The organism is Cyclobacterium qasimii M12-11B (assembly GCF_000427295.1).
GTDB classification, from domain to species: domain Bacteria; phylum Bacteroidota; class Bacteroidia; order Cytophagales; family Cyclobacteriaceae; genus Cyclobacterium; species Cyclobacterium qasimii.
The window spans coordinates 117,007-141,297 of sequence record NZ_ATNM01000110.1; the positions used below are offsets into that span (position 1 = coordinate 117,007).

A 24,291-nucleotide genomic window follows, 5' to 3' on the forward strand; every position below is an offset into this window, starting at 1 on the left:
ACCAAAAATGTAAGTTTTAGAATTGAACAATTAAAAAATTTAAAGACATTCTAAAAGAGAATGAAGGGTTACTTTATGAAGCAATCTATGAGGATTTTGGAAAGTCTGAATTTGAAACTTACCTGACTGAATTATCATTGCTTTATCACGAGGTCAATGGCTTAATAAAAAACGTGAAAAAGTGGAGTAAACGAAAAAAGGTAAGTACTGGAATAGCCAATTTCCCAGCAAAAAGCTACATTATCCCAGAACCAATGGGAGTCACTCTGATTATTGGTGCTTGGAATTACCCTTACCAACTTTCGCTTCTACCCGCCATCACCTCACTTGCAGCTGGAAATACGGTTATTCTAAAACCTAGTGAGCTTCCTTCCAGGACTTCTAAAGTAATGGCAAGAATCATCAATGATAATTTCCCAAGCAACTATTTTCATGTCATCGAAGGAGGAGTAAAAGAAACTACTGAATTATTAGAAAATCGATTTGATAAAATATTTTTCACGGGAAGTATACCCGTTGGTAAAATTATTTATCAAGCTGCAGCAAAACATTTAACTCCCGTCACGCTAGAACTTGGAGGGAAAAGTCCAACTTTTGTACTTGCTGATGCGGATATTGAGATGACCGCTAAACGAATTGTTTGGTCAAAATTCCTAAATGCAGGGCAGACCTGTATTGCTCCTGACTATATTTTAGTAGATCAATCCATAGAAGCACTTTTTCTAAAAGCGCTAAAAGATGAAATTGAAGCCAACTATAAAAACAAGGGGGATATTGAGGAAAACTATTTGAGAATTATTGACAACAAAAATTTTGACCGCCTCAGTAAATTGATTGAAACAGGACAGGTTTATTTTGGAGCTGATTTAAATCGAGCCAAAAGATTTATTGGACCAACAATTTTACAAAATGTTTCTTTCAAGGATGAAGTAATGAAAGAGGAAATTTTTGGACCTATTCTTCCTGTTTTATCTTTCACCAACCTTGAAGAGGTGATAAAGACTGTGAAGGAAAGGCCAAAACCACTTTCCTGCTATATCTACTCGAAAAACAGAAAAACGATTGATAAATTATTGACTGAACTCTCTTTCGGTGGCGGAGCAGTAAATGACAGTGTCATGCACCTGTCGAATACCAACCTTCCATTTGGAGGGATTGGATCAAGTGGCATTGGGAGTTACCATGGCAAAGCCGGGTTTGACTCCTTCACCCATTACAAAAGCATATTGGATAAACCCTTTTGGTTTGAAGGGAATATCAAATATGCTCCTTACACGAAGAAAAAGAAGGCTATCATTAAGTGGCTTTTTGAATAGATCGACAGTAATCTCGAAAAGCCCAATAACCCTTATTAATCCATGAATGCTCTTCCCCTGAAGAAAAATCAGGACCAGGCTAGGTAAATTAAGTGATTGTTATGGGATAAGCGTTTAAATGATATTCAGCGCTTGTTCTTTAATTTTCTCCAATTCATCTTTCATGTTGATAACATGGTGTTGAATGGATGAATCGTTTGCCTTGGATCCTATGGTATTGATTTCTCTGCCCATTTCCTGGCTTACAAAACCCATCTTTTTTCCTTCAGATTTATTTGACCGCAACACCTCTGCAAAAAGATTCAAATGAGCTTCTAACCTGACAACCTCTTCGGTGATGTCTAACTTCTCAAAATAGTAAATAAGTTCTTGTTCAAATCGGTTCTTATCAAAATCCTGATCCTTCACCCATTCAGAAAAATTATCTCTAATCTTTTCAATAAGCCTGTTTTTACGAACAGGAACCAATGTATTAATACTGTTTAGGCTTTCTGTAATAACAGACAGGCTCTCTTGAAATTTCTCCATCAACACAGCGCCCTCCTTGATTCTAAATTGGTCGCAGTCCTTTAAAGCTTCTTCTAAAACCGGTAAATAATTTTCCAGGCTTCATTATAATCAGACTTCTCTACATTTATAGTGCTCACTCCTGGAGACTGTAGCGCCAGTTTAAATACATCTACCGTCGAACCGTTGACCATTTCAGCCATTCCCGCATATTTTTCATAATACCTTTGGAAGAGTTCCTCTTGTATTACTATTGGAAGGTCATCTTCTTTTTTGGCACTGAAATCAATGGAAACATTAACTTTCCCTCTTTCAAGAATGCCAGAAACAATGCTTTTTACTTCTGTTTCCTTTTCTGAAAACTGCTTAGGAGCCCTGAAATTCAGGTCTAAAAACTTAGAATTTAGGGTCTTAACTTCTATTTGAACCGTAAAATTAGCGTCCTCATATACTGCCAGGCCAAAGCCTGTCATTGATTTTATCATTTCAAAAGATTTTGTATCTAAAAATTATAACCCAAAGTTACATAAAATCTCGTTTTCTCAACCGTATAATTCCTTATTGGTCTTGCAGCATCAAACTTCACGTAATAATTTAACAATACCGTCCTTACGCCTGCACCATAACTTTGTAGCCATGGGTTGTTAAAATTATTAAGCGTAATGACAAATGGTGAGCCTTCTGTGTTGATTACTTCTGTATTTTGATCATTTACACGCTCCCAAGGAGCTGAATTTGACCATGAAGAACCTGCGTCATAAAAACCAACCAACTGAAAATTTCTGATGAAATTGGAGGTGATATTACCTCTAGATAAATAAGAAAACAATGGTATCCTTAACTCTGAACTAAAGGTAATGACATTATTGCCTCTGATTTCATCGTAATCAAAACCACGTAGATCTACAAACTCGGCAAAGAGCAGGTTAGAATTTTCTACTCCGTCTTCATTTCTGATAGGAGAAACCTCTGGTCTATTGGTAGGCGGTTGGTAAAACTTATTAAATAACCAGTTCTGCATCCCTCCAACTAAATATTGTTGAGGATTGCGACCAAAGTACCCACCTGCATACAGCCTGGTGGCCAGTGTAATGTTTTTGTGAATTTTCTGATAATTCCTGAAATCCAGGTAGACATTACTAAAGGATCTTTCACTTCGGTTTAGCCCTTGGTAGTGAAGCATACCTATTTTACCTTTAAAGCCTTGCTCCATGTACAAGCCCAATAGCCTGGTTTTGTCTATTACCAATTCAGCTCTTCCTCCGGCATAATTAACATCCAACTGATTTTGGGATGGGTCAGTGCCTCTGATAATTGAATCTGGGTTTAGGTTAAAATATTGAGTTTTGGCAATAAAAGGAGCTAAACTCACCCTGGCTCCAGTAGACAATGGGTATGAAACTCCAATTTCAGTTTTGCTGAGGATATACTTTTGAAAGGTAAGGTCACCTTCATTTCTCAATATAGAACGGCGATCAAATCGCCCACTGAAATCCAGTTTGTATTTTCTATATTCGTATTCAAAATAAAGGTCGCTTCCTGACTTGAAATCCAAAGCGGTTAAAACGCCTCCTTTAATGGCATGATTGTCTAGCATATCAGTCATTTGACCACTGATATTTAATCCAAAACCTCTCAATGGATCAACCACAAAGGAGGTATTGAGACTGCTTGTTATAAATTGCGGCACATAATCTCTCGGACCCTGTACCTTCTTTACCATATTTTGCTTTCTAAAGGCATCCAGTATATTGCTCCTTCTATCTGCAAGACCTGAAGGATCTTCCAAAGCTTTCGAGGATTCTTGTCCATAGAGCTTTGGTATAGTATCGAAACTGTAATTGTCAGTATCAAGACCACCCTCTGTCTCAAACCTTAACCTGTCCACATTAATAGCAGCGGTCATAGGTTGATTTTGAGAAGGGATACTATCAGTAGTGGTTCTCTTTCTGTCAGGCAGGTTAGCACCTGCAAGTTCAGGATCGCCTCCTGATAAAAGCCCTTCCAGATCAACGCCAGACACACTAGTGTCTGCAGGAGTTAATCGTACTTCTTCGCCATCCTCTTCCGTACTGAGTACTGGCGTATCAGTCGAATTGTCATCCGATTTTTCTTCTTCTTGCCTTTGAATTCTTCTGTTGGAAATCCTTTCGTTTACAATTTTAGCCTGTTCCAATTGGATCCGAGGAGTGCTTGGGGTAAACTGATCCATATTTGGAAAGCTTTCCAAAACTAATTTACTCTGACTCCCATCCTTGACGGAATAAGCCCATTTGTTATTTTCCAAGTCATAATCAAAGGACTCTATGCTCTTGTTAAATGCAGACACTTGACTTGAAACACTGTTCCCAAGTGCTAAACGCATCAAATTCGTAATTCCGCTCTGTTCACTAAGGAATAAAATGGTAGAATTATTGAGTTTCTTTGGATGTAGATTGATGTGATTTACATTGGTTAACCTGGTTTCTGTAACCGAATCCCCCAAATCCATTTGAAATATATTATAATAGTCAGGAAAATTTTTAACATCTATGACTCCGCTTAACAAGCTATCTGCCAGATCCACTTTATTGGACGCATAAATTATCGTAGAATCATTCAGGTAAATAGGAGTTCTATTGTCAAATACATCATTAGTGATTCTCCTCCCCTGACCTTTCATGTTTAAGGTATAAACATCTGTATTGCCATTGTTGATAGCGGACAAGATCATGGTACGGCCATCGGGAGAAAAATCAAGGTCTAAAATCTGAGTGATGTTTCTTAGAAATATTTTATCCTGGCTACTCCCATCGATCGCTCTCATTCTAAGGGTGGTTACCCCTCTTTTGAATGTTCCTATCACTAAATTCAGGGTATCTCTCCATGCAATAGTAGGGGTACTGTAATCTGCCTCCTGCTCAAAAGAAACATAACCTCCTTTGTAAATCACCTTTTCTCTGCCGGAAGACACTTCCCTGATTTTCACTTTGAATTTCCCCTCAACATTCTCTACATAGGCAAGGTTCTTACCATCAGGGCTAAATTTAATGCCCGTAATCTCACCAAACCGATTCTTAGAAGTAACGTTGATGACATTTTGTTCATTGATATCTTTGAAATTCTCAAATACGCCTGTATTGATATCTTTGTAAAATTTACTCCACTCTGTTGAGAAATCTTTGAAACGACGCCCGAGGGTATTTGCTATGCTGGTCCCTTCGTTACGATTAATCCTACTCAGGTTTAGAATGCTGGAAATATACCTTCTCCCATATTTTTCAACAACATAATTCCAGATAGACTGTCCTACTAAACCAGCTTCTTCATCTTGAAGCTTAAATAATTTTGGGTTTTCATTGTCCCGCAGGTAGTGACGGACAAAATCATCCATTTCTCGACTCCATCCATAAGCCAGGTATTTGGCTGCGCCATCAATAAACCAATCCGGGAAATTATTCACAAGGTTGGCTTGGAAAGCATCAGAAATGCTTGACCCATAAAGCATCTCCTCAATAATTATTTTTGATGTTTTGTACAGTAATTCTTTCTTAAATGACTCCCAAGATCCCGAATAAGCGGCTTCGGCAAGAAGTTTACTGAAAAACGTTTGCCCATCTACGGTGAAATTATTGGAATTGAGGTTTAGATTACTTTCAAGCAACTCTTGTTTGGAGTTGTAGATAAAAACCTTGGGCTTGGTATAAGCTACATAACCTATGGACTGGGTTAAATTATCAAATTCACTTTCTAAAAATTCTATAGCCCTCCGTGCGTTTGTTTGTCCACCATCATAATAGTACACCTCAAAATTATTGGATGTAAAAAAATACCATTCTTTATTTTTATGCTGAACCCTGTTCTTTCCAAATTTCTCCTTATTGAACTGCGCCATTAACTCACCGCTAGTGAAGCAAGAGGAAAGGATCCATATTAATAATAAATATTTAAGTCTCATTTACGTGCCTTAGAATTATTAGCCAATGTTTTAAATATACTTAAAAAATCTATTTATGTTCACTTCTTTATGAGGTTCCTCACCCCAAACCATAAGTTTTACCATCTGATCACTCAAATAAGGCATAAACGATACTCCCTTTGCTCCAAAGCCACCGAACAAGTAAACGTTATCTTTGCTAGGATGTTTTCCAAGAACTGGTAATCTATCTCTTATCCCAGGCCTGATTCCTACTTGGTGGTCCAGGATTTCTATCACTTCCCTATCAATTAACTGTCCTAATTTATCAAGAATTTCTATTTTTCCTGCATCAGTAGGAGATAAATTGACTTCAGAATTATTGTAGGTAGACCCAACTTTTCCAACACCTTGGCCCATATCTATTCTAAACACGCCTCTATTGATTATCTCAGAAGAAAAGAAATCCTGTTTCACGGTAAGTATTTCTCCTTTCACTGGAATAAAAGGTATCCAGTCAAAAAAAGAATTGTTCCTCGCTTGGATACCGTTAGCAAACACAATCTTCTTGGCAAGGATATCCTTAAATTGCCAATGTCCCTCCTGAGTTTGCACCAAATCCTTTTCTGACATCACACAGGTAGTCAGCAGGTTTCGTTCTTTTATCCATTCGCTAAAGCCATTGACCAATTCTCGGGTATCAATATAGCCAGTAGACTTGAGCAATAATCCCCCAAATGGGTCCTTTACCCCTTGATTCCGTGGTTGAGAAAAGACCTGATCAATATAATCATTAAACTGAGGGTCAGCACTTTTAGCCACCCATTCATTTTGTTCTTCATAAGAAACAAAAGGGCGGTATATCCCAACTGGATGTACGAACTTTTTATTAAGTAGGACCTCCATTTCACGATAAAACACTTCTATTTCTTTAAAAAGAGCATCAGCTTGCCAGGTTTTCACCAAATTTCTACCCGTCACCGGGTTATAAAGTCCCGCAGCGATCTTCGAACTGCTGTTAGGATCACCATCATCTATCAAATGAACACTATGCCCTTTTTGAATAAGTCGATGAGACAAAACCGTACCTGCTAATCCCTGACCAATAAGTAAAAAATCCACTTCCATGCCTAAAATTAAATCATTCTTTGTTATTTTGATGCAGGAATTCAAATCATTTTAAAATGCTGCAGATTAAATCATTTACTTTCAACCCTTTCTCGGAAAATACCTATGTCTTATTTGATGAAACCAAGGAAGCGGTGATCATTGATCCTGGTTGTTATGAAAAACAAGAAAAAGGAATATTGTATGATTTTATAACCAAAGAACAGTTAAAACCTGTGAAAATCATCAATACCCATTGTCATATAGACCACGTTTTAGGGAATGCGTTTATCAAAAAAACGTACAATATACCCCTGTGGTTTCACGCTGAGGAAGAGCCTATATTAAAGGCTGTGAGTTCCTATTCTTCCAATTACGGATTTGCCCAATACCAGGAAAGCAGTGTGGATCACTTCTTACAAGAAGGAGAAATAGTGAAATTCGGAAATACGGAGTTGATGCCGCTCTGGGTACCTGGCCATTCTCCGGGGCATCTGGTATTCTATCATCAAGCTTCAAAAACTTGCATAGCAGGTGATACTTTGTTTCAGGGAAGTATTGGTAGAACAGATCTTCCTGGTGGTGACCATGAAACGCTTATCAACGCCATTAAGGAAAAACTTTTCAATCTTCCAGATGATGTGGTCATATATCCAGGACATGGTCCCTCTACGACGATTGGTTATGAAAAGTTGAACAATCCCTTTGTGGGAAAAAATGCAGTAAATTGACCATAAAAAAACATATCCCAAACGCCATAACCAGCTTGAATTTACTTTCAGGCATGATTGGAATCCATTTCGTCATGGTAAATGGTCCCTTTTATGGTTTCTATTTTATTATAGCAGCAGCCATCTTTGATTTCTTTGATGGCTTTGCTGCCAGAATGCTAAAAGTTCAAAGTCCCATTGGCAAGGAACTGGATTCATTGGCAGACCTTGTCACTTTCGGAGTCTTGCCTTCGTTTATCGTTTTTTTGCTTTTGGAGTCTGTCAGCACATCTGACTGGCTTCCCTATATTGGGTTTGCGATAGGTATTCAATCTGCCCTTAGGCTGGCTAAGTTCAATATTGATGAAAGGCAGGCAGATAGCTTTATTGGTGTACCCACTCCCGCAAATGCCTTGTTTTTCTCCACTTTGCCCCTATTGGGATCATCGGTGCTTTGGATTGGAAATGGACTTGAAAACCCTTGGGTACTGGCTGGTGTAACCCTACTCTTCTCCTATCTTCTTACTGCCGAATTGCCACTATTGGCATTGAAATTCAAACACTTCAACTGGAAAGGAAATCAATGGCGTTACCTTGTGCTTATCATTTCAGGGCTTAGTATCCTGATATTGGGCTTAGCGGGAATTCCAGTCGCCGTTCTTTCTTATATTTGCCTATCTTTGGTCAATAACTGGATGGTCGGTCATGAAAATAAGCTGTAAATTTGTTTTCAAATTCTTGTTAGGGATTTTAGGTAGTACGTACTACCTCAATCCACTACAAGGACAACAAATTTACAAATTCCCGATTTTGCATGAAGGCGTCTATCACCTAAGTCAAGGTCAGGCCACTGACTGGGGACTGGGAAATCTAGATCAAATCAGGATTTTTGGACAGCCGGGTATGCTGGATCAAAAAATTGACAGTAGTCTTTTTTTTCAAGAGGAAATTCCACAGAAAAAAATAGGTGATAAATTGTATTTTTTTCTCGAAGGACCTGATCAAATCTCCTTTGAAGATGGCAAAGCCAAAATAAATGGGCACCATTATACTGACACCCTTCATTACTTACTTCAAGTTGGAAACCCTTCTACAAATAAGGTTTTAGAGAATACGGATCCAATAATAATTGAGGAAAACCAATATTCATCAAAGCAGCTTTTTCAGATTTCGAGCCATAAAATGGAAGAGGACAATATTTTGAGCTCAGGCCGGGAATGGTACGGTTACCGGACGTTTAACAGTGGCAGCCAAATTATCTCCATCAACCAACCCTCACCAAACGCTGAAGGACCTGTAACTATTTGGGCTCAATTGATGGCTCAATCCTTTTCAGAAAGCAAATTCACCTTCGCCGCTAATAACCAGGTCCTCGGTGAAGCCAGTATACCTTCCATCCCTGATAGCAGGTATGCCATCAAAGGAAGAGAAGTAAGTTTTGATGCCAATTTCCCTAAACCTCAAGGCAATAACCCCCAGGATATAGTCCTCACTTATTCTTCCGACCACCCCAATGGTACCGGCTATGTGAAAAACATTCTCCTGGGATACCCTTTTTCTTCCTCCCTGCTTCCTGAGGGCGTTTATTACAATCCTGACGACAAACCCTATCCATTGGAAACTACCTTTTCTGGTTTGTGGGATGTTAGCAATTTTTATCATGTAAAGGATTTAAAAACAAGTAATTCTCAAGTAAGCGATTCGCAAAAACTAGTAGTATTCAACCCTGAAAACACCTCTGAAATTGCAAGTCCCGAGATGGTAAAAGGTAGAGATGAACTATTGTCAGGGCAACCCGAATTCATTATTATCACTTCTGAACTTCTTTACGGACAAGCAAAAAGACTTTCTGACTTTAAAAATGCCATGGGCTTGTCTACTGAAGTGGTTTTAACCAATGATATTTATGACAGTTATGGTTATGGAAATCCAGACATCACCAGCATTAGAAATTTCCTGGCAAACTACTGGCAAACAAGCAGGAGTTTAAAAAATGTTTTGTTCTTTGGGAAAGGCAGTTTTGATTACAAGCATAAATTAGGAGGAAGACCTAACTTAGTACCCACCTACAGCTCCAGAGTTAGTCTAAATCCACTGACCACTTATGGTTCAGACGATTATTTTGGTTTTTTAGAAATGGGAGATGGTGAATGGCTGGAAAGTCCTGAAGGAGATCATATGCTGCAAATTGGCATTGGGCGAATCCCCGCCATTAATACCAGGGAAGCAAAAATAGCAGTAGATAAAATCATCACTTACCAGACGGGAAATGAAGGGAATTGGAAGAGAAATCTATTATTCGTGGCTGATGATGGCGACAATAATATTCACCTGAATGACTCAGAAAAACACACTGCCTACCTTCACGACCAATCTCCTGAATTTAAACTGAAAAAACTATACCTCGACGATTTTCCTCAGGAACTAACAGATAACCTACAAACAGCCCTTAAAGCCAAAGAAGCATTAAACGCTGAAATAAAAGAGGGGCTTTTGCTCCTTAATTATATTGGCCATGGCAATGAACTTAACCTAACTGCTGAAGGGCTGTTTAGTGTAAGTGACATTGAAGACTGGCCGATTACCAACCGATACCCGGTGATGGTTACTGCTACTTGTGAATTTGGCAGGCATGATAGTCCATTTATTCGTTCGGGTGCCGAAGAGCTTCTACTTGCCGAACAAAAAGGGGTTATAGCGATGTTGACTACCGGACGACCTGTTTTCAGCAGCATTAATTATGCGTTAAACAAAGCCTTTGTAGAAGTAGCTTTCAAACAGGGAGAGACATTGTCTTTGGGAGAAATCTTCAAAGAGACAAAGAACAATAGTCTCAATGGACCATTGAATAGAAATTTCTCCTTACTTGGTGACCCTTCTTTGAAGTTGGACATCCCACTATATGAAGCAACCGCAAAGGAATGGATGGAGCTGGACACACAAATCAAAACCGATAGCATTACTGGTCTCAATCGACTTGAGTATACAGGCAAGGTAGAAGATCCTTTGACTGGCGCCAATATCACTCAATTTGATGGCACCTACGAAATAACCATAAGTGCCCCTCCACAGCAAAAAGAAACCCTTGGTGACGAAAGTCCCAAAACCAGCTATACCGATTATAACCAGCCCTTGTTTCACGGAACAGGAACGGTAGATAAAGGGCTCTTTTCTGGAGAAGTTTTACTACCTGAATTAACAGGTTATTCTGATGGTGAACTTCGGGTAAGTCTATTTGCAAAGCATCAAAACTTAAACATGGAAGCATTTGGAGCTACTAAAATTGCTGCCAATCCTAAACCATCTGACATTTTACTGGAAGATATTGGACCTGGGATAGAAGTTTGGATTGCGGATAGCCTGGTAAGTAAGCAAATCATCTCGTTTAAAAATACTCCTATTTGGGTGGAATTATCTGATGATTCAGGCATAAGCATACAGTATCCCATGGACCTATCACTTCAGGTAAATGATGCCACAACCATGTCCCTAACCGGTGATTACACAGCCATAAATGGGAGTTATAAAACAGGGAGAATTAAAGCCTGGGTAAATGGCTTAAAAGAAGGAACAAATAAACTTGTTTTCTCTGCTACTGATCAAATGGGGAATATCACCCATCACACTGAAACTGTGGAAGTAATAGGCAGTAACCACCTCAAAATAGAAAACCTCCTGGTATACCCGAACCCTACAAGTGATCAGGTCAACTTTAAAATATCCCACAATCGTCCGGGAGAAACCTTAAATCTAAACTTAAGAATATTTTCTTTGCAAGGAACTGAAATATTTTCTTACCAAGGACGTTTTCCAAAAGCTGAACGGTCAATATTAGATATCCAATGGATATTTTTGAACAGTAAGTCCAAAAATCTAATAAAAGGAACTTATCTTTACAATTTAAATCTATATTCTGAAGAGGATGCAACTTCGGATATACTAGCAGGTAAAATCATTATTCAATGAAAGCAATTAAAAACAGTCTCCCAATTTTTACTTTTTATTGGTATTCGGCTCCTTTCAGGTCGCTACCAAAGCTCAAAATTCTGTCGTACTCTCCGGACAAGACGATAACCGAAGGGTCCTAATTACGGCGGTCCCATTTTTGAATTTCGCACCTGACAGTAGGCATTCAGCAATGGGTGATGTTGGTGTAGCTACTTCGCCTGATGCCAATTCAGCTCAGTGGAATGCAGCTAAGCTAGCGTTCATAGAAGATGACATGGGATTTTCCTTGTCCTATTCTCCATGGCTGGGCAGATTGGTTCCAGACATGTCTTTAAACTACCTTACGGGATACAAGAAAATTGATGATGTTTCGGCTTTCGGTATTGATCTCAGGTATTTTAATATGGGCGATATTGAATTAACGGATGGTCGAGGAAATTCTCTGGGAGCATTTAGCCCTAGAGACATTGCAATAGGCGGTACTTATTCCAGAAAACTCTCTCAAAACCTATCTTTAGGGATTAGTGCAAGATTTATACATTCCAACCTTTCGGGAAATATTAGTTCATCAGGAGGCAACGAAGGAAGGCCTGGAGTTTCAGTAGGTACAGATGTAGGGATTTACCATACTTCAGAAATATTGATTTCCGATAAAGAAGGGACCCTTTCATGGGGAATCAACCTCTCCAATATCGGTCCAAAGATCACCTATAATAGTGCAGATGATTTGGATTACCTCCCTACAAATTTCAGAATTGGAACAGCCCTAACCATTCCGATGGATGAAATGAACAAAATCACTTTTGCCCTTGATCTAAACAAATTAATGGTACCAAGTCCTCCCATTTATAAAGTAGATGAAAATGGACAATTGGTCATCGATCCAAACACTGGAAACGCTGAAATTGAAGCTGGTAAAGACCCTTCAAGGCCTTTAATTAGTGGCATGTTCGGTTCCTTTGTTGATGCTCCAGATGGATTCAGTGAGGAATTACAAGAAGTGATGATTTCATTTGGTACTGAATATTCCTATGATGATAAATTTGCACTTAGGGCTGGTTACTTTTACGAAAACCCAAGTAAAGGAGGCCGAAGGTACTTTACCATGGGTGTAGGCTTTAAATACAACCGTCTTGGATTTGATTTTTCTTACCTCGTTCCTCAGGTTCAAAATCATCCTTTGGCAGAAACGCTTAGATTTAGCCTGCAATACAACGTTCAGAAATGAGTATAGACCGAAGTCAAGCCCCTCCATATAGTTTTCCTGAAAAAATTCACCTCACCCCTCCAAAAGCAAGGGTTTTGGCCAATGGGGCACCACTGTATTATATTCCATTTCCAAATATAGATGCGGTTAAGATTGAGATCGTTTTATCGCTTAAAAACACCAAAAGTCAGCCATATAAGCATTTGTTACCTTTCTTTATGCTGCACATGCTGTTGGAAGGTACAAATTCAATGAGCTCTGAAAAACTAGATGATTTTTTTGATTTTCATGCCTCTGAAGTTGACATTATATCAGGCTATGAAAAGCAGGGATTGAGCCTTCTAACTACCAAGAAACACCTTCTAGAAGTATTGCCTGTTTTTAGGTCATTATTCACTGATGCTACCTTTCCGGAAAAAGAGCTTAACAAGCGAAAGTCACAAAAAAAATTAAGCATCAGCATTAAAAATGAACAAACCTCTGCTCGTGCCAATCAGTTAATTCGGGGAAGCCTTTTCCACAAAGACCATCCCTTCGGCTCTCAGGTTACTGAGAAAGATGTGGATGCTATCAATAAAGAAGACCTTAGCAACTATTACCATAAGGAATTTTTAATCGCTCCCCAAATTTTCTTAACCGGTCATCTCACTACGGAGGAGTTGGATCAAATTGAAAGTTCATTCAGTGATTTACCCTTATCCACTGAACTACCTATATACTTACCTACTGGTGAAATCCCTTCCTCAAAACAAATAGAAAACAAAGCCGAGGCCTTACAATCCAGCATTAGAATCGCCAAATGGATGGTACCTAAATCTCATCCAGATTACACTGCATTGTACGTTCTTAACACCCTTCTTGGTGGCTATTTTGGCAGTAGGCTTATTAAAAATATAAGAGAAGAAAAAGGCTACACTTATGGTATCAATAGCTTTCTGGGGGAATTGAATGGAAATGAATACTGGATGACTGTTGCTGACGTAAAGGGTGGCTATGGTGAAGCTGTAATTCAAGAAGTTTACAAAGAAATCGAACGCCTAAAAACTGAACCGGTAGCTGCAGGTGAACTCGAAATTATCAAGAATTATTTGGCAGGAAGTCTATTGTCAAATTTCAGCAGCCCTTTTGACCAAATGAATCATTTCCAACAGGTACATTTTCAGGGACTGAATTTTGATTACTACACACGTCTTCTTGAATACATCACACATTTCGACGGGACGGACATAATGACCATGGCGAATAAGTATTTTGATCAGAAGGACATGCTTGAAGTCATCGTTGGTGCAGGATAACAAACGACCTTAATTAAATGTCCTTTTTCGCCATTTTTCATACAATGGAGAAAGGTCACATTTCGCTTTAGCCCACACATAAAACAGCAGGAAGGTAAAATTCGCAGCATAATGCTTTCTATAAAGTTTTAGCATCTTCAATGCAACATCAAAATTAGCAGAAACAGTCGCATGCTTAATTTCATGGAGTAATCTAAGTCGAAGCGCTTCCTTTTCCTGATCTGTACTGACCATCTCTGCTATCTTTTCACAAACAATAAAAGTGGATGGCAGTAAATGCGATTTTTTTGATTTATACTGCTGCTGGGACAGAGATTCTTTAAGGATTCTCTTATTTACACCTAAAAAATCCCCATAAACAAAAGGATACCTGGCAGCCATTCTTACCAGAATATCAAAGTCTTCATAACTCAGATGCTCATCATAACAGCCGACCTCTCTAAATGCCTTTGCGTCCATGACCAATGTAGGGGAAGAAATGACGTACCTCTTGATCACCTCAGCAAAAACATCCCCTTCCACAATTGGCACCTTGGCTTTTCCAGTATTGTCTGTGGAATAAAAAGGTTGCGTTTCCCCATTTGGCAAATGCTCTAACGCATTGCAAAAATAAACTTTCGCCTCACTTTGGAGTAAGTACTTTACTGCTAACTCTAAATGCCTTTCATTAAAAAAATCATCAGCTGCTAAATCCACCAGGAAATCCCCATTTGAATTGGCAAAGGCCTGATTAAAGGATTTACAATAGTTTATGGGGGTTTCATGAAAAATTGATTTTACAGGGATTTTATGCCCATTTCTATCCAACCACAAATTAATTTCGCGCTTTGAATGGTCACTACTACCATTATCAATAATAGTAAGTGATATGGGCCTATATGCCTGGGACAGGACGCTATCCAATGCCTGAGCAACATAATCTCCTTGATTGTAACAGGTGCAGATCACAGACACTAGAGGCTTTACTTCTTCCCGCATAGCAGACCATTGGCTTAATTCCTTCATCAGATTAATTCTAATGACTAAATTAGCAAATGAAAATGGAGATTATTAAACAAAGGCAATAATAATGGAGGATACTTATCGCAGTATTGACAAACCATCGACAGGTATTTATAAGGAAAAGGGAAGTAAGTTTTTATCATTTGCCTACCCGGTAGAGGATGAAGAAGAAATACAAGAGTTAATTCAACAGCTCAAAAAGCAATATTATGATGCCCGTCACCATTGCTATGCTTATATACTAGGCAAGGACATGGAGACCTACCGGGCAAATGATGATGGTGAGCCCAACCATAGTGCCGGGGATCCTATATTGGGTCAAATCAGGTCTCAGGAATTGTCCCAAGTACTGGTGGTGGTGGTTAGGTATTTTGGCGGCACCAAATTAGGCGTTGGCGGCCTGATACGCGCTTACAAAACAGCTGCTGCTGAGGCATTATTGTCCGCAGACACCATTACAAAAATCGTTACAATCCCTCTTTCGTTTACTTTTGAATACCTATCTATGGATGAAATAATGAGGACCATAAAACGGTACGACCTAAAGATAATCGCGCAAGAATTTGACAATAATTGCCTCATAAAACTGGAATGTAGGGAAAGCCTGGTGGAAGAAGTCCTTGCCGTGCTATCGGATATCCCTACAGCCAATCACCTTAAGTAGAAAAAATCTCATCCAAATGCCCCTCTTCTTGTAATTTAAGGAAAATCTCCAGGCAAGCCCAGGCATCAGTTGCCGCATAGAGCATTTGCTTGGCCGTCAACACAGGTGCTTCCCAGTTGGATACCTGTTCTGATTTCGAAATCCTAATACCCAACACCATGGCGCTAAGGTTTCTTACACCTACATTCAAAAAGCCTACCCTCTTTAATTCTTCATTCAAATCAAAAAAGGAATCTGGCTCAAAATTGGGCGCAATTTTTTTCAATGCTTTTAGGTCATCCCGCACCGCTGCCCCTACTTTGACAATGTTCGGATCTTCCAATATTGCTTTAGCACCAGGAGGAAAACCTGTATGATTAAGCCTAATTAGGTAAGCATTCTCCGTCGTAGAAAGTTGAAGTAACGCTACCTCATAACTTACTCCTTTTCTGAATGCCGGTCTGGTTTCGGTGTCAAATCCAATGATCGAACTGCCCTTCAAATCTTGTTCCATTTCACGAAGCCCTGTTTCATCTTCAATCAATATTATATTACCTGGAAAAGCCCCCAGGTCCAATGCATTCACTTCTTCTTTACTTATTTTTAATGGAATCATGCCACAATTTCTTCTTCGTTGATTAATTTCATTTCCTTTTTAGAGTAGTAATTGATTCCCCAATTCATGTAGCCAAACAATATCGTCATTATTGGACTAATTATATTGAAAAAACAATAAGGAGCATAAGTCAGCGTGGCCACTCCAAGGACCGAGGCCTGTGTTGCACCACAGGTATTCCATGGTATCAATACAGAGGTAACTGTTGCACTGTCCTCCAATGTCCTGCTCAGGTTTTCACCTTTCAGCCCACGTTTGCGATAAATGTCCGCATACATTCTGCCTGGAACCAAAATGGCCAGGTATTGATCTGAAGTGGTGATATTGAAGAACAAGCCTGTACCTGCAGTAGCTGCAATTAGAGACCCTACAGAATTTACCTTACTGATAACTGCCTCCGCAATTACCTTCAGCATGCCACTAACTTCCATAATTCCACCAAAAGCCATCGCACATAAAATCAACCACACGGTATAAAGCATGCCAGACATTCCACCTGTAATCAGCAATTCATTCACGATTTCATTGGAGGTAACAATAGACGTTTCTCCATACAGAGCCATCATCACAATTTTGAAAGATTGCAGAGATATCCCCCCTTCTATATTCAAAATCGTTGCGAGGTTACGGATCACTTCCTGTTGGAAAATCAAGGCGAAAACGGCACCAAGTATGGCCCCGGATAACAGAACGGGAATAGCGGGTACTTTTTTTACAATGAGCAAAATTATAGCCACTGGAACAATAAACAACCAACCATTGATGGTAAATGTATCGGAAATCACCGTAGATATTTCTTCCACCTGCCCTATCGTTCCCTCAGGATTTCCCACCAAACCTATCACAGCAAAAATTATTAAGGTGATGGCGATCGAAGGAATAGTGGTTTTCATCATGTGCTTGATATGGGTAAACAAATCTGTCCCTGCCATCGCTGGAGCAAGGTTAGTGGTGTCCGAAAGGGGCGACATTTTATCCCCAAAATAAGCTCCGGAAATGATGGCCCCTCCTATCAATCCCTCACTAAACCCTAATGCTTTACCTATTCCCAGTAAAGCAACACCAACCGTAGCCACTGTAGTCCAACTACTTCCTGTGGCGATAGATACTACACCACATACGATACATGCAGCCACCAAAAACACCGTGGGATTTAGGACTTTCAGTCCGTAATAAATCATTGCCGGAACAATCCCACTCAACATCCAGGTTCCTGCCAGTGCACCTATCAACAATAAAATAAGGATTGATGACATGGCAGAAGAAATACTATTGATCATCCCATCCTGGATCACATCCCACTTTACGTTCAACCTGAAAGCAGCAATGAGACCAGCAACTGCAGCTGAAACAATCAGCACCAATTGATTTGATCCTGACAAACCCTCCGTACCAAATACCTTGATATTGATTATCAGGAGAACCATCAAGAAAATTATAGGAAATAATGCCTCCAAAATGGAAGGTCTTTTTGAGGGTTTACCCATGTATGTTCTGTATGTTCATCATAAAAGTGAAACTCAAATTAAGCACAAGGTACACAACCTGCAACAGAAAGCATTTAAGTTTGTTTTCAACAATTTCAATTAAGCTCAGCACCTAATACAGTTTAAAGTTATAAAAATTTATGTGTTTTCGTCTTCAAGTCCAGATTCACTTTGAAAATTAATGCTGAATCATATCCCCAAGGATAAAATTTCACTAGGTAAAAATTTATGAATTTTACCGATTTATCTTTAACTTATAGAGACTTTATCCACCAAACATACTATAATGAGGAAAATAGACGGCCTTTTAGAGGAATACGGCATCAGTCACCAAAACCCCACCAATAAAGCCATTCACTGGTTTTGTGTTCCTGCTATCTTTTTTAGCATTGTAGGATTGATCTACAGCATTCCCCCAGGCCCATTAGATTCCCTGGGTTTTCTATTAAGCAACTTCACCAACTGGGCAACAATTACACTGATAGTGGTCTTGTTTTATTATTACACCCTTTCACCTCCTTTGGCCTTGGGGATGTTTTTATTTTCAGCCATATGCCTGGCCCTAGCCAATTTATTGACCTTCTATTTACCTTTTCCACTATGGCTTTTTTGCACAATCCTTTTTATTGTGGCTTGGGTGTTTCAGTTTTACGGCCATAAAGTTGAAGGCAAAAAACCATCTTTTTTAAAAGATGTTCAATTCTTATTAATTGGCCCGGCCTGGTTGATGCATTTCATTTATAAGCGATTGGGATTAATTTATTAAACGAACAAAATCCCGCCTAGAACCACGCGTTAAAGCGTCAACTATTTTCGATTCTCCAACTTAGCTTAGAATTCTATTTAATATAGTATCTTTCTAACCCATTCCTTTTCAATTACCCCAACTATGAATCCTTTTATATTAGCAGTAGCAGAATTACCCTTATTATCCGACATCGTAGTAATCTTTGGGCTAGCCACTTTGGTGATTCTGCTTTTTATGCGACTTAAGCTACCCACCATTATCGGGTACTTACTCACTGGCGCCATTGCTGGCCCTTATGGGCTCTCGCTTGTTTATGCCTCTACTGCTGTGGAAGTTCTATCCGAAATAGGGGTAATATTATTGCTATTTGTGATTGGCTTGGAGTTTTCGCTAAAAAGCTTAATGGCGATTAAAAAGGCCGTATTTATTGGTGGAAGTTTGCAGGTGATCCTTACCATTGGTGTCACCGCATTGATCAGTTATTTGTTTGGCTTCAGCTGGAACATAGCGGTATTCTTTGGCTTTCTATTCGCTTTGAGTAGTACCGCCATTGTTTTGAAATTATTGCAGGAATCAGGACAAGTCAATACTATTTCCGGACGAACCACATTGGCCATATTGATCTTTCAGGACATAATAATTGTGCCATTGGTGCTTTTCACACCTATGCTGGCTGGAGAGTCGGACAATATACTCCTTTCACTCTTCTATCTTGCCTTAAAGGGAGCCTTGGTAATTGTACTCACAATCATCAGTGCAAAGTACCTGATCCCTCAGTTATTGTACAGGGTCGCAAAAACTAAAAATGAGGAGCTCTTCCTATTAAGCATTATTGTTACTTGTTTTGCGGTTGCTTATGTCACCTCATTGCTTGGACTTTCCTTAGGTTTGGGAGCCTTCCTGGCAGGCTTGATTATCAGTGAATCAGAGTACAGTCACCATGCTACAGGTAAGATTCTTCCTTTTAGGGAAATCTTTCTAAGTTTCTTTTCGTTTCGGTAGGAATGCTTTTTGACATTAGCTTCCTGGCAGAACATTTTTTACTCATTCTGGCATTGGTAGCGCTTACTTTTATTGTGAAATTTATAGTTACTTCTATCGCTGTAAAGTCATTAGGCACTAGTTATAAAGAATCTTTTATTGTGGCCTTCTCCATCTTTCAAGTCGGTGAATTCTCACTTTTGCTGGCCAAAGAAGGGCTGAAATATGAATTATTGGACAATACTACTTATCAGTTTTTCCTAGCAATCTCTATTTTGACCATGATCATTACCCCCTTTGTACTTAAGCAGCGGGAAAGCCTTGCTTGCAGGGTACTGAACATTCCAATGCCTCAAAAATTTAAAGATAAACTTGAAAAACAAACAAAAGTACCTGAATTGGATCTTGAGAAAGATTTGTTGAATGATCATTTGGTCATTATAGGTTATGGACTGAATGGCAGGAATCTATCAAGGGCTGCAAAAAGAGCAAAAATTCCTTATGTAATTATTGAAATGAACCCCGAAACGGTAAAAGTAGAGGCGGCAAAAGGCGAACCTATTATCTATGGTGACGCGGCCAACGGCGTAGTCCTTGAGCATGTTCAAATTCACAAGGCCAGGGTAGCTGTAATTGCCATCTCCAATCAACCGGCCACAAGTGGCATCATTGAAAACATCAGGATGGCGTCACAAAGCGTCTTTATTATTGTGAGAACAAGATATGTCAATGAAATCGAATCCATGCTCAACCAAGGGGCGGACGAGGTCATTCCTGAAGAATTTGAAACCTCTATTGAAATCTTCACAAGAGTCTTGTACAAATACCTCGTTCCAAAAGGCGAAATTGATGAATTTACAGAAGACGTTAGGTACCATAATTATGAGGTATTCCGTACCCCTTCTAATGAAAGAACAGTTCCAACATTGGACATCCCTGAAATTAACTTTTCCGGAATTAAAATTGATAAAGACCATGGGCCATTTATTGGCAAGTCAATTAAGGAAAGTAATTTAAGGGAGAATACCGGAATCAATTTGGTAGCAATCAAACGAGATGGCAAAACAGTAACAGAAATTACAGGCAACACCAAAATCAAGCTGGGAGACATCGTCTATGTGGTCGGGAAACCAGAAGCCTTAGAACATTTCGAAGAAGAAGTTGGGATCAATTAACCCCCAATGATGACTACCATCAAAAAAGCCCTGTCAATTAAATTGACAGGGCTTTTACATTTATAAATTGCAACAGTTACTGCTATATAATCAACATAGCATCTCCATAACTGAAGAATTTGTAGTTCTCTTTAATCCCTTCTTGGTAAGCCTTCATGATAAGATCATATCCACCAAATGCCGATGCGGTCATCAATAAAGTTGACTCAGGCAAATGAAAATTAGTGATCATTGCATTGGCAATTTTAAATTCGTAGGGAGGAATAATAAACTTGTCTGTCCATCCGCTGCTAGACTTTAAACGACCGTTGGCTGTAACAGAAGACTCAATGGTTTTCAAAGGAGTGGTCCCTACAGAAACTACCCTTTTCTTTTGGTCAAGGGCTCTATTGACAAGGTCAACAGTTTCTTGAGGAATGTCATAGTTCTCCGAATCCATCTTGTGCTTCGTAAGGTCTTCCACATCCACTTGTCTGAAAGTTCCCAACCCAATGTGCAAGGTAATAGGACTAACCTCAATACCTTTTATTTCAAGGCGTTTCATCAAGTGAGGGGTGAAATGAAGACCGGCAGTAGGAGCCGCTACAGCGCCAACATGCTTTGCAAAGATAGTTTGGTATCTTTCTCTGTCTGCATCAACTACATCCCGCTCAATAAAATCCTTCAATATTGGTGTCTCACCAAGCGTATCAATGGTCTTGTAAAACTCTTCATCCGTTCCATCAAACAGAAAGCGAATAGTTCGGCCTCTGGAAGTAGTATTGTCAATTACTTCTGCTACCAAGTCACTGTCCCCAAAATAAAGTTTGTTCCCTACCCTGATTTTTCTAGCTGGATCCACCAATACATCCCATAGCCTTAGATCCTGATTGAGTTCCCTTAACAAAAAGACCTCGATCTTCGCTCCAGTTTTCTCTTTATTTCCATAAAGCCTGGCTGGAAATACTTTTGTATTGTTGGTTACAAATACATCTCCTGTATCAAAATAATCGATGACATCTTTGAAAACTTTATGTTCTATTTTACCTGTATCCTTATGAATGACCATCAATCTGGACTCATCCCTGTTTTCTGGGGGATGAAGGGCAATAAGTTTTTTTGGAATTTCAAACTTGAAATCTGATAACTTCATATATGTATATAAGGAAATACCTATTAAACGTAATTATCGTAAAAAATGCAAAGTTAATAAGAATTAAGCCAGATTCTATTTATATTGTCAAATTGTTTTAAATAATATTATAATTTGATCGTATTTAGACTTATTTGGGAAAGCTTTCGCTTTGCAATGGATGCATTGAAGTCTAATTTGACAAGGACTATCCTTTCTTTATTAGGCGTTACTGTTGGCATCTTTGCTATCATTGCTGTTTTTACGCTGGTGGATTCACTAGAAAAGAACATCAAAGACAGTCTTACTTTTCTGGGAAGTAATGTGGTTCGAGTCGATCGATTCCCTTTTGCAGCGGGAGGCAGGGATTACCCCTGGTGGCGATATTTCAGAAGACCTCCAGGAACCTATGCTGAATTCACGTTCTTAGAAGAGCGATTAAAAAGCGCTGCAGCGGTTACCATCTCCGCCAACACTAGAACTACCGTAAAAGCAAACAGCAATTCTTTCGAGATGGCCAATTTAGATGGGGTCGTATTTAACCACAAGGATGTCTACGACGTCCCTATTGACAAAGGTAGGTTCTTCACTGAAATGGAAATTAATGCAGCTAGAAATGTTGCTATCATTGGTGTTAAAATAGGAGAAGCCTTATTTCCTGGAGAGAATCCTTTAGGGAAATCTTTTAAAATCAAAGGCTTGAAATTCACAGTTGTCGGTCTTTTCGTTGAAGAAGGAGAAGGGCTATTTGACACGCCCTCTAAAGATGAAGCTTTATTGGTTCCTTATGGGGCTTTTACCAAGCTATTCTATGTTGGGAAAAATGGGCGTGAACCTATAATTGCTGCCAAAGGGATGGACGATGACCCTGGGCTGGTGATGTTGGAAAATGAAATGGCCGGACTCTTGAGAGCAAAAAGAGGCCTGAAGCCCACAACTGAAAACAATTTCGCTTTAAATAAATCTGAGTTTATTCAAGATGCCGTAGGCTCTATCTTTGCTGTCATATCGATTGCAGGAGGGGTAATCGGTGGGTTCTCAATCCTTATCGGCGGCTTTGGAATTGCCAATATCATGTTTGTTTCGGTAAAAGAACGCACGGGAATTATTGGGATCCAAAAGTCTCTTGGCGCTAAAAATTATTTTATTTTGCTTCAGTTTCTATTCGAAGCCACAGTCTTAAGTCTTATCGGAGGTTTGGCAGGGCTTTTAATCGTTTATGCCGCCACTTTTATCTCTTTGGGCAACTTGGAGATTATACTCACCTTTAAAAATATTGTCCTTGGACTGGTATTGTCTTCTGCTATTGGAATTATTTCTGGTATTATACCTGCCTCTTTGGCCGCAAAAATGGATCCGGTAGTTGCAATCAGAATGTGAGTACAACTACCAGATTTTTTAATGCTAAATAATCTTATTTTTCAGCCTTTGGCTTTTTACCGGACTTTGCTTTCTCCTTGTCCAATTTAAGTATCCCAGCCTTTTCTTTGATCTTAAGTTCTATTTCATCCATAAGCTCCGGATTGTCTAGAAGAAGGTTTTTTACCGCATCTCTTCCCTGCCCTAGTTTATTCCCTTCATAGGAAAACCATGAGCCTGCTTTCTTAACAATTTCAAACTCCACACCCAGGTCTATAATTTCTCCTACTTTGGAAATACCTTCACCATACATGATGTCAAATTCTACCACTTTAAATGGAGGTGACACTTTGTTCTTTACCACTTTCACTTTGGTCCTATTACCAAGGATATTGTCTGGACCATCTTTTATTTGACCTATTCTACGAATATCAAGTCGCACAGAAGCATAAAATTTAAGGGCATTACCACCGGTAGTGGTTTCAGGATTACCAAACATCACACCGATCTTCTCTCTCAGTTGATTGATAAAGATACAAGCACAACCTGTTTTATTGATGGCTCCAGTAAGCTTTCTTAGCGCCTGAGACATCAACCTTGCCTGGAGTCCCATTTTGGAATCCCCCATTTCACCTTCAAGCTCTCCTCTTGGAACCAATGCAGCTACGGAATCTATGACAATAATGTCAATGGCTCCGGACCTGATAAGGTGTTCCGTTATTTCTAGTGCCTGCTCTCCACTATCTGGTTGGGAGATCAGCAAATTCTCTGTATCTATCCCTAGTTTTTCAGCATAAGCCTTGTCAAATGCATGTTCTGCATCTATAAAAGCCGCCAAACCTCCTGCTTTTTGCGCCTCAGCTATGCAGTGCATAGACAAGGTGGTTTTTCCGGAAGATTCCGGTCCATATATCTCTATTACTCTACCTCTGGGTACTCCCCCAATGCCTAGCGCCATGTCCAAACCTAAGGACCCTGTAGAAATAGCAGGCACATCAAGCACCACATTATCGCTTAATTTCATTACAGTCCCTTTGCCGTAAGTTTTCTCCAACTTATCCAGGGTAAGCTGTAAGGCTTTTAATTTTTCAGTATTTACACTCATATTCTCTCGTCAGATATTCGCTAATGTTCATTCCTAATGTGAAAGTAAACATTAGGAAGGGTATTAACAACTATTAAAT

18 protein-coding genes and 1 pseudogene are annotated in these 24,291 nt (G+C 39.3%); 10 read left to right on the plus strand and 9 right to left on the minus strand.

The features are described 5' to 3' along the window. Window positions 1–83 precede the first annotated feature (83 nt). Complete coding sequence (locus ADICYQ_RS12945; protein ID WP_235114643.1) at window positions 84–1,316, plus strand: aldehyde dehydrogenase family protein; 1,233 nt, start codon at window positions 84–86, stop codon at window positions 1,314–1,316. Between the two features lie 114 nt (window positions 1,317–1,430). Here ADICYQ_RS12945 and ADICYQ_RS29715 read toward each other — a convergent pair whose 3' ends face one another. The 4 genes from ADICYQ_RS29715 to ADICYQ_RS12960 are packed head-to-tail and all read right to left on the minus strand — an operon-like array spanning window position 1,431 to window position 6,891. Next, a complete protein-coding gene (locus ADICYQ_RS29715; RefSeq protein ID WP_020888880.1) occupies window positions 1,431–1,844 on the minus strand; it encodes a DUF1732 domain-containing protein in 414 nt (137 codons plus the stop codon). A gap of 53 nt (window positions 1,845–1,897) precedes the next feature. Continuing rightward, window positions 1,898–2,308 (minus strand): YicC/YloC family endoribonuclease, encoded by a 411-nt coding sequence (locus tag ADICYQ_RS29720; protein ID WP_316929302.1) that lies wholly within the window; start codon window positions 2,306–2,308, stop codon window positions 1,898–1,900. Window positions 2,309–2,325: 17 nt separating this feature from the next. Continuing rightward, window positions 2,326–5,760 (minus strand): PD40 domain-containing protein, encoded by a 3,435-nt coding sequence (locus tag ADICYQ_RS12955; RefSeq protein ID WP_040416103.1) that lies wholly within the window; start codon window positions 5,758–5,760, stop codon window positions 2,326–2,328. Window positions 5,761–5,790: 30 nt separating this feature from the next. Further along, window positions 5,791–6,891 (minus strand): NAD(P)/FAD-dependent oxidoreductase, encoded by a 1,101-nt coding sequence (locus ADICYQ_RS12960; RefSeq protein ID WP_235114630.1) that lies wholly within the window; start codon window positions 6,889–6,891, stop codon window positions 5,791–5,793. 11 nt (window positions 6,892–6,902) lie between these two features. On the opposite strand from ADICYQ_RS12960, the gene ADICYQ_RS12965 reads away from it, so the two are divergent. From ADICYQ_RS12965 to ADICYQ_RS12985, 5 genes are read left to right on the plus strand one after another with little or no spacing between them, the layout of a single operon-like run. Continuing rightward, window positions 6,903–7,556, plus strand: a complete 654-nt coding sequence (locus ADICYQ_RS12965; RefSeq protein WP_020888884.1) for an MBL fold metallo-hydrolase — start codon at window positions 6,903–6,905, stop codon at window positions 7,554–7,556. Continuing rightward, complete coding sequence (gene pssA / locus ADICYQ_RS12970; RefSeq protein WP_040416106.1) at window positions 7,553–8,257, plus strand: CDP-diacylglycerol--serine O-phosphatidyltransferase; 705 nt, start codon at window positions 7,553–7,555, stop codon at window positions 8,255–8,257. The genes ADICYQ_RS12965 and pssA overlap by 4 nt, the downstream gene beginning before the upstream one ends. Beyond that, the gene (porU, locus tag ADICYQ_RS12975) at window positions 8,241–11,501 is read left to right on the plus strand and encodes a type IX secretion system sortase PorU (protein ID WP_040416109.1); all 3,261 of its coding nucleotides are present in this window, start codon (window positions 8,241–8,243) and stop codon (window positions 11,499–11,501) included. Before pssA ends, porU begins: the two co-directional genes overlap by 17 nt. 37 nt (window positions 11,502–11,538) lie before the next feature. Continuing rightward, entirely contained in the window at window positions 11,539–12,711 is a 1,173-nt protein-coding gene (porV, locus tag ADICYQ_RS12980; RefSeq protein ID WP_040416113.1) for a type IX secretion system outer membrane channel protein PorV, read from the plus strand. Continuing rightward, the gene (locus ADICYQ_RS12985) at window positions 12,708–13,985 is read left to right on the plus strand and encodes a M16 family metallopeptidase (RefSeq protein ID WP_020888888.1); all 1,278 of its coding nucleotides are present in this window, start codon (window positions 12,708–12,710) and stop codon (window positions 13,983–13,985) included. The genes porV and ADICYQ_RS12985 overlap by 4 nt, the downstream gene beginning before the upstream one ends. Window positions 13,986–13,994: 9 nt before the next feature. Here ADICYQ_RS12985 and ADICYQ_RS12990 read toward each other — a convergent pair whose 3' ends face one another. Next, entirely contained in the window at window positions 13,995–14,990 is a 996-nt protein-coding gene (locus ADICYQ_RS12990) for a glycosyltransferase family 2 protein (RefSeq protein WP_020888889.1), read from the minus strand. A 64-nt stretch (window positions 14,991–15,054) separates the two neighbouring features. Here ADICYQ_RS12990 and ADICYQ_RS12995 point away from each other — a divergent pair, with 64 nt between their 5' ends. Continuing rightward, the gene (locus ADICYQ_RS12995) at window positions 15,055–15,651 is read left to right on the plus strand and encodes an IMPACT family protein (protein WP_020888890.1); all 597 of its coding nucleotides are present in this window, start codon (window positions 15,055–15,057) and stop codon (window positions 15,649–15,651) included. Here ADICYQ_RS12995 and ADICYQ_RS13000 read toward each other — a convergent pair. Then, entirely contained in the window at window positions 15,644–16,246 is a 603-nt protein-coding gene (locus tag ADICYQ_RS13000; protein WP_020888891.1) for a 3'-5' exonuclease, read from the minus strand. The two genes, ADICYQ_RS12995 and ADICYQ_RS13000, sit on opposite strands and share 8 nt — an antisense overlap. Further along, window positions 16,243–17,733 (minus strand): Na+/H+ antiporter NhaC, encoded by a 1,491-nt coding sequence (gene nhaC, locus ADICYQ_RS13005; RefSeq protein ID WP_040416116.1) that lies wholly within the window; start codon window positions 17,731–17,733, stop codon window positions 16,243–16,245. The genes ADICYQ_RS13000 and nhaC overlap by 4 nt, the downstream gene beginning before the upstream one ends. A 286-nt stretch (window positions 17,734–18,019) precedes the next feature. Between nhaC and ADICYQ_RS13010 the strand changes: the two genes are divergently transcribed. Further along, window positions 18,020–18,499, plus strand: a complete 480-nt coding sequence (locus ADICYQ_RS13010; RefSeq protein WP_020888894.1) for an Mpo1 family 2-hydroxy fatty acid dioxygenase — start codon at window positions 18,020–18,022, stop codon at window positions 18,497–18,499. A gap of 123 nt (window positions 18,500–18,622) precedes the next feature. Then, window positions 18,623–20,637: pseudogene (locus ADICYQ_RS13015) on the plus strand (monovalent cation:proton antiporter family protein). 82 nt (window positions 20,638–20,719) lie between these two features. On the opposite strand, the gene queA reads toward ADICYQ_RS13015, so the two are convergent. Further along, the gene (gene queA / locus ADICYQ_RS13020) at window positions 20,720–21,769 is read right to left on the minus strand and encodes a tRNA preQ1(34) S-adenosylmethionine ribosyltransferase-isomerase QueA (RefSeq protein ID WP_020888897.1); all 1,050 of its coding nucleotides are present in this window, start codon (window positions 21,767–21,769) and stop codon (window positions 20,720–20,722) included. Window positions 21,770–21,883: 114 nt separating this feature from the next. Here queA and ADICYQ_RS13025 point away from each other — a divergent pair, with 114 nt between their 5' ends. Further along, on the plus strand, window positions 21,884–23,128 hold the full coding sequence (locus ADICYQ_RS13025) for an ABC transporter permease (RefSeq protein ID WP_020888898.1): 1,245 nt from the start codon (window positions 21,884–21,886) through the stop codon (window positions 23,126–23,128). Between the two features lie 34 nt (window positions 23,129–23,162). On the opposite strand, the gene recA is transcribed toward ADICYQ_RS13025, so the two are convergent. Beyond that, the gene (recA, locus tag ADICYQ_RS13030; RefSeq protein ID WP_020888899.1) at window positions 23,163–24,212 is read right to left on the minus strand and encodes a recombinase RecA; all 1,050 of its coding nucleotides are present in this window, start codon (window positions 24,210–24,212) and stop codon (window positions 23,163–23,165) included. Between the last annotated feature and the right edge of the window lie 79 nt (window positions 24,213–24,291).

What these genes read in the sequence shown, in the direction of transcription:
- ADICYQ_RS29715 (WP_020888880.1), bottom strand. Translation starts at nt 1,844, where the DNA reads ATGGAGAAATTTCAAGAGAGCCTGTCTGTTATTACAGAAAGCCTAAAC.
- ADICYQ_RS29720 (WP_316929302.1), bottom strand. Translation starts at nt 2,308, where the DNA reads ATGATAAAATCAATGACAGGCTTTGGCCTGGCAGTATATGAGGACGCT.
- ADICYQ_RS12955 (WP_040416103.1), bottom strand. Translation starts at nt 5,760, where the DNA reads ATGAGACTTAAATATTTATTATTAATATGGATCCTTTCCTCTTGCTTC.
- ADICYQ_RS12965 (WP_020888884.1), top strand. Translation starts at nt 6,903, where the DNA reads ATGCTGCAGATTAAATCATTTACTTTCAACCCTTTCTCGGAAAATACC.
- porU (WP_040416109.1), top strand. Translation starts at nt 8,241, where the DNA reads ATGAAAATAAGCTGTAAATTTGTTTTCAAATTCTTGTTAGGGATTTTA.
- ADICYQ_RS12985 (WP_020888888.1), top strand. Translation starts at nt 12,708, where the DNA reads ATGAGTATAGACCGAAGTCAAGCCCCTCCATATAGTTTTCCTGAAAAA.
- ADICYQ_RS12990 (WP_020888889.1), bottom strand. Translation starts at nt 14,990, where the DNA reads ATGAAGGAATTAAGCCAATGGTCTGCTATGCGGGAAGAAGTAAAGCCT.
- ADICYQ_RS12995 (WP_020888890.1), top strand. Translation starts at nt 15,055, where the DNA reads ATGGAGGATACTTATCGCAGTATTGACAAACCATCGACAGGTATTTAT.
- ADICYQ_RS13000 (WP_020888891.1), bottom strand. Translation starts at nt 16,246, where the DNA reads ATGATTCCATTAAAAATAAGTAAAGAAGAAGTGAATGCATTGGACCTG.
- nhaC (WP_040416116.1), bottom strand. Translation starts at nt 17,733, where the DNA reads ATGGGTAAACCCTCAAAAAGACCTTCCATTTTGGAGGCATTATTTCCT.
- ADICYQ_RS13010 (WP_020888894.1), top strand. Translation starts at nt 18,020, where the DNA reads ATGAGGAAAATAGACGGCCTTTTAGAGGAATACGGCATCAGTCACCAA.
- queA (WP_020888897.1), bottom strand. Translation starts at nt 21,769, where the DNA reads ATGAAGTTATCAGATTTCAAGTTTGAAATTCCAAAAAAACTTATTGCC.
- recA (WP_020888899.1), bottom strand. Translation starts at nt 24,212, where the DNA reads ATGAGTGTAAATACTGAAAAATTAAAAGCCTTACAGCTTACCCTGGAT.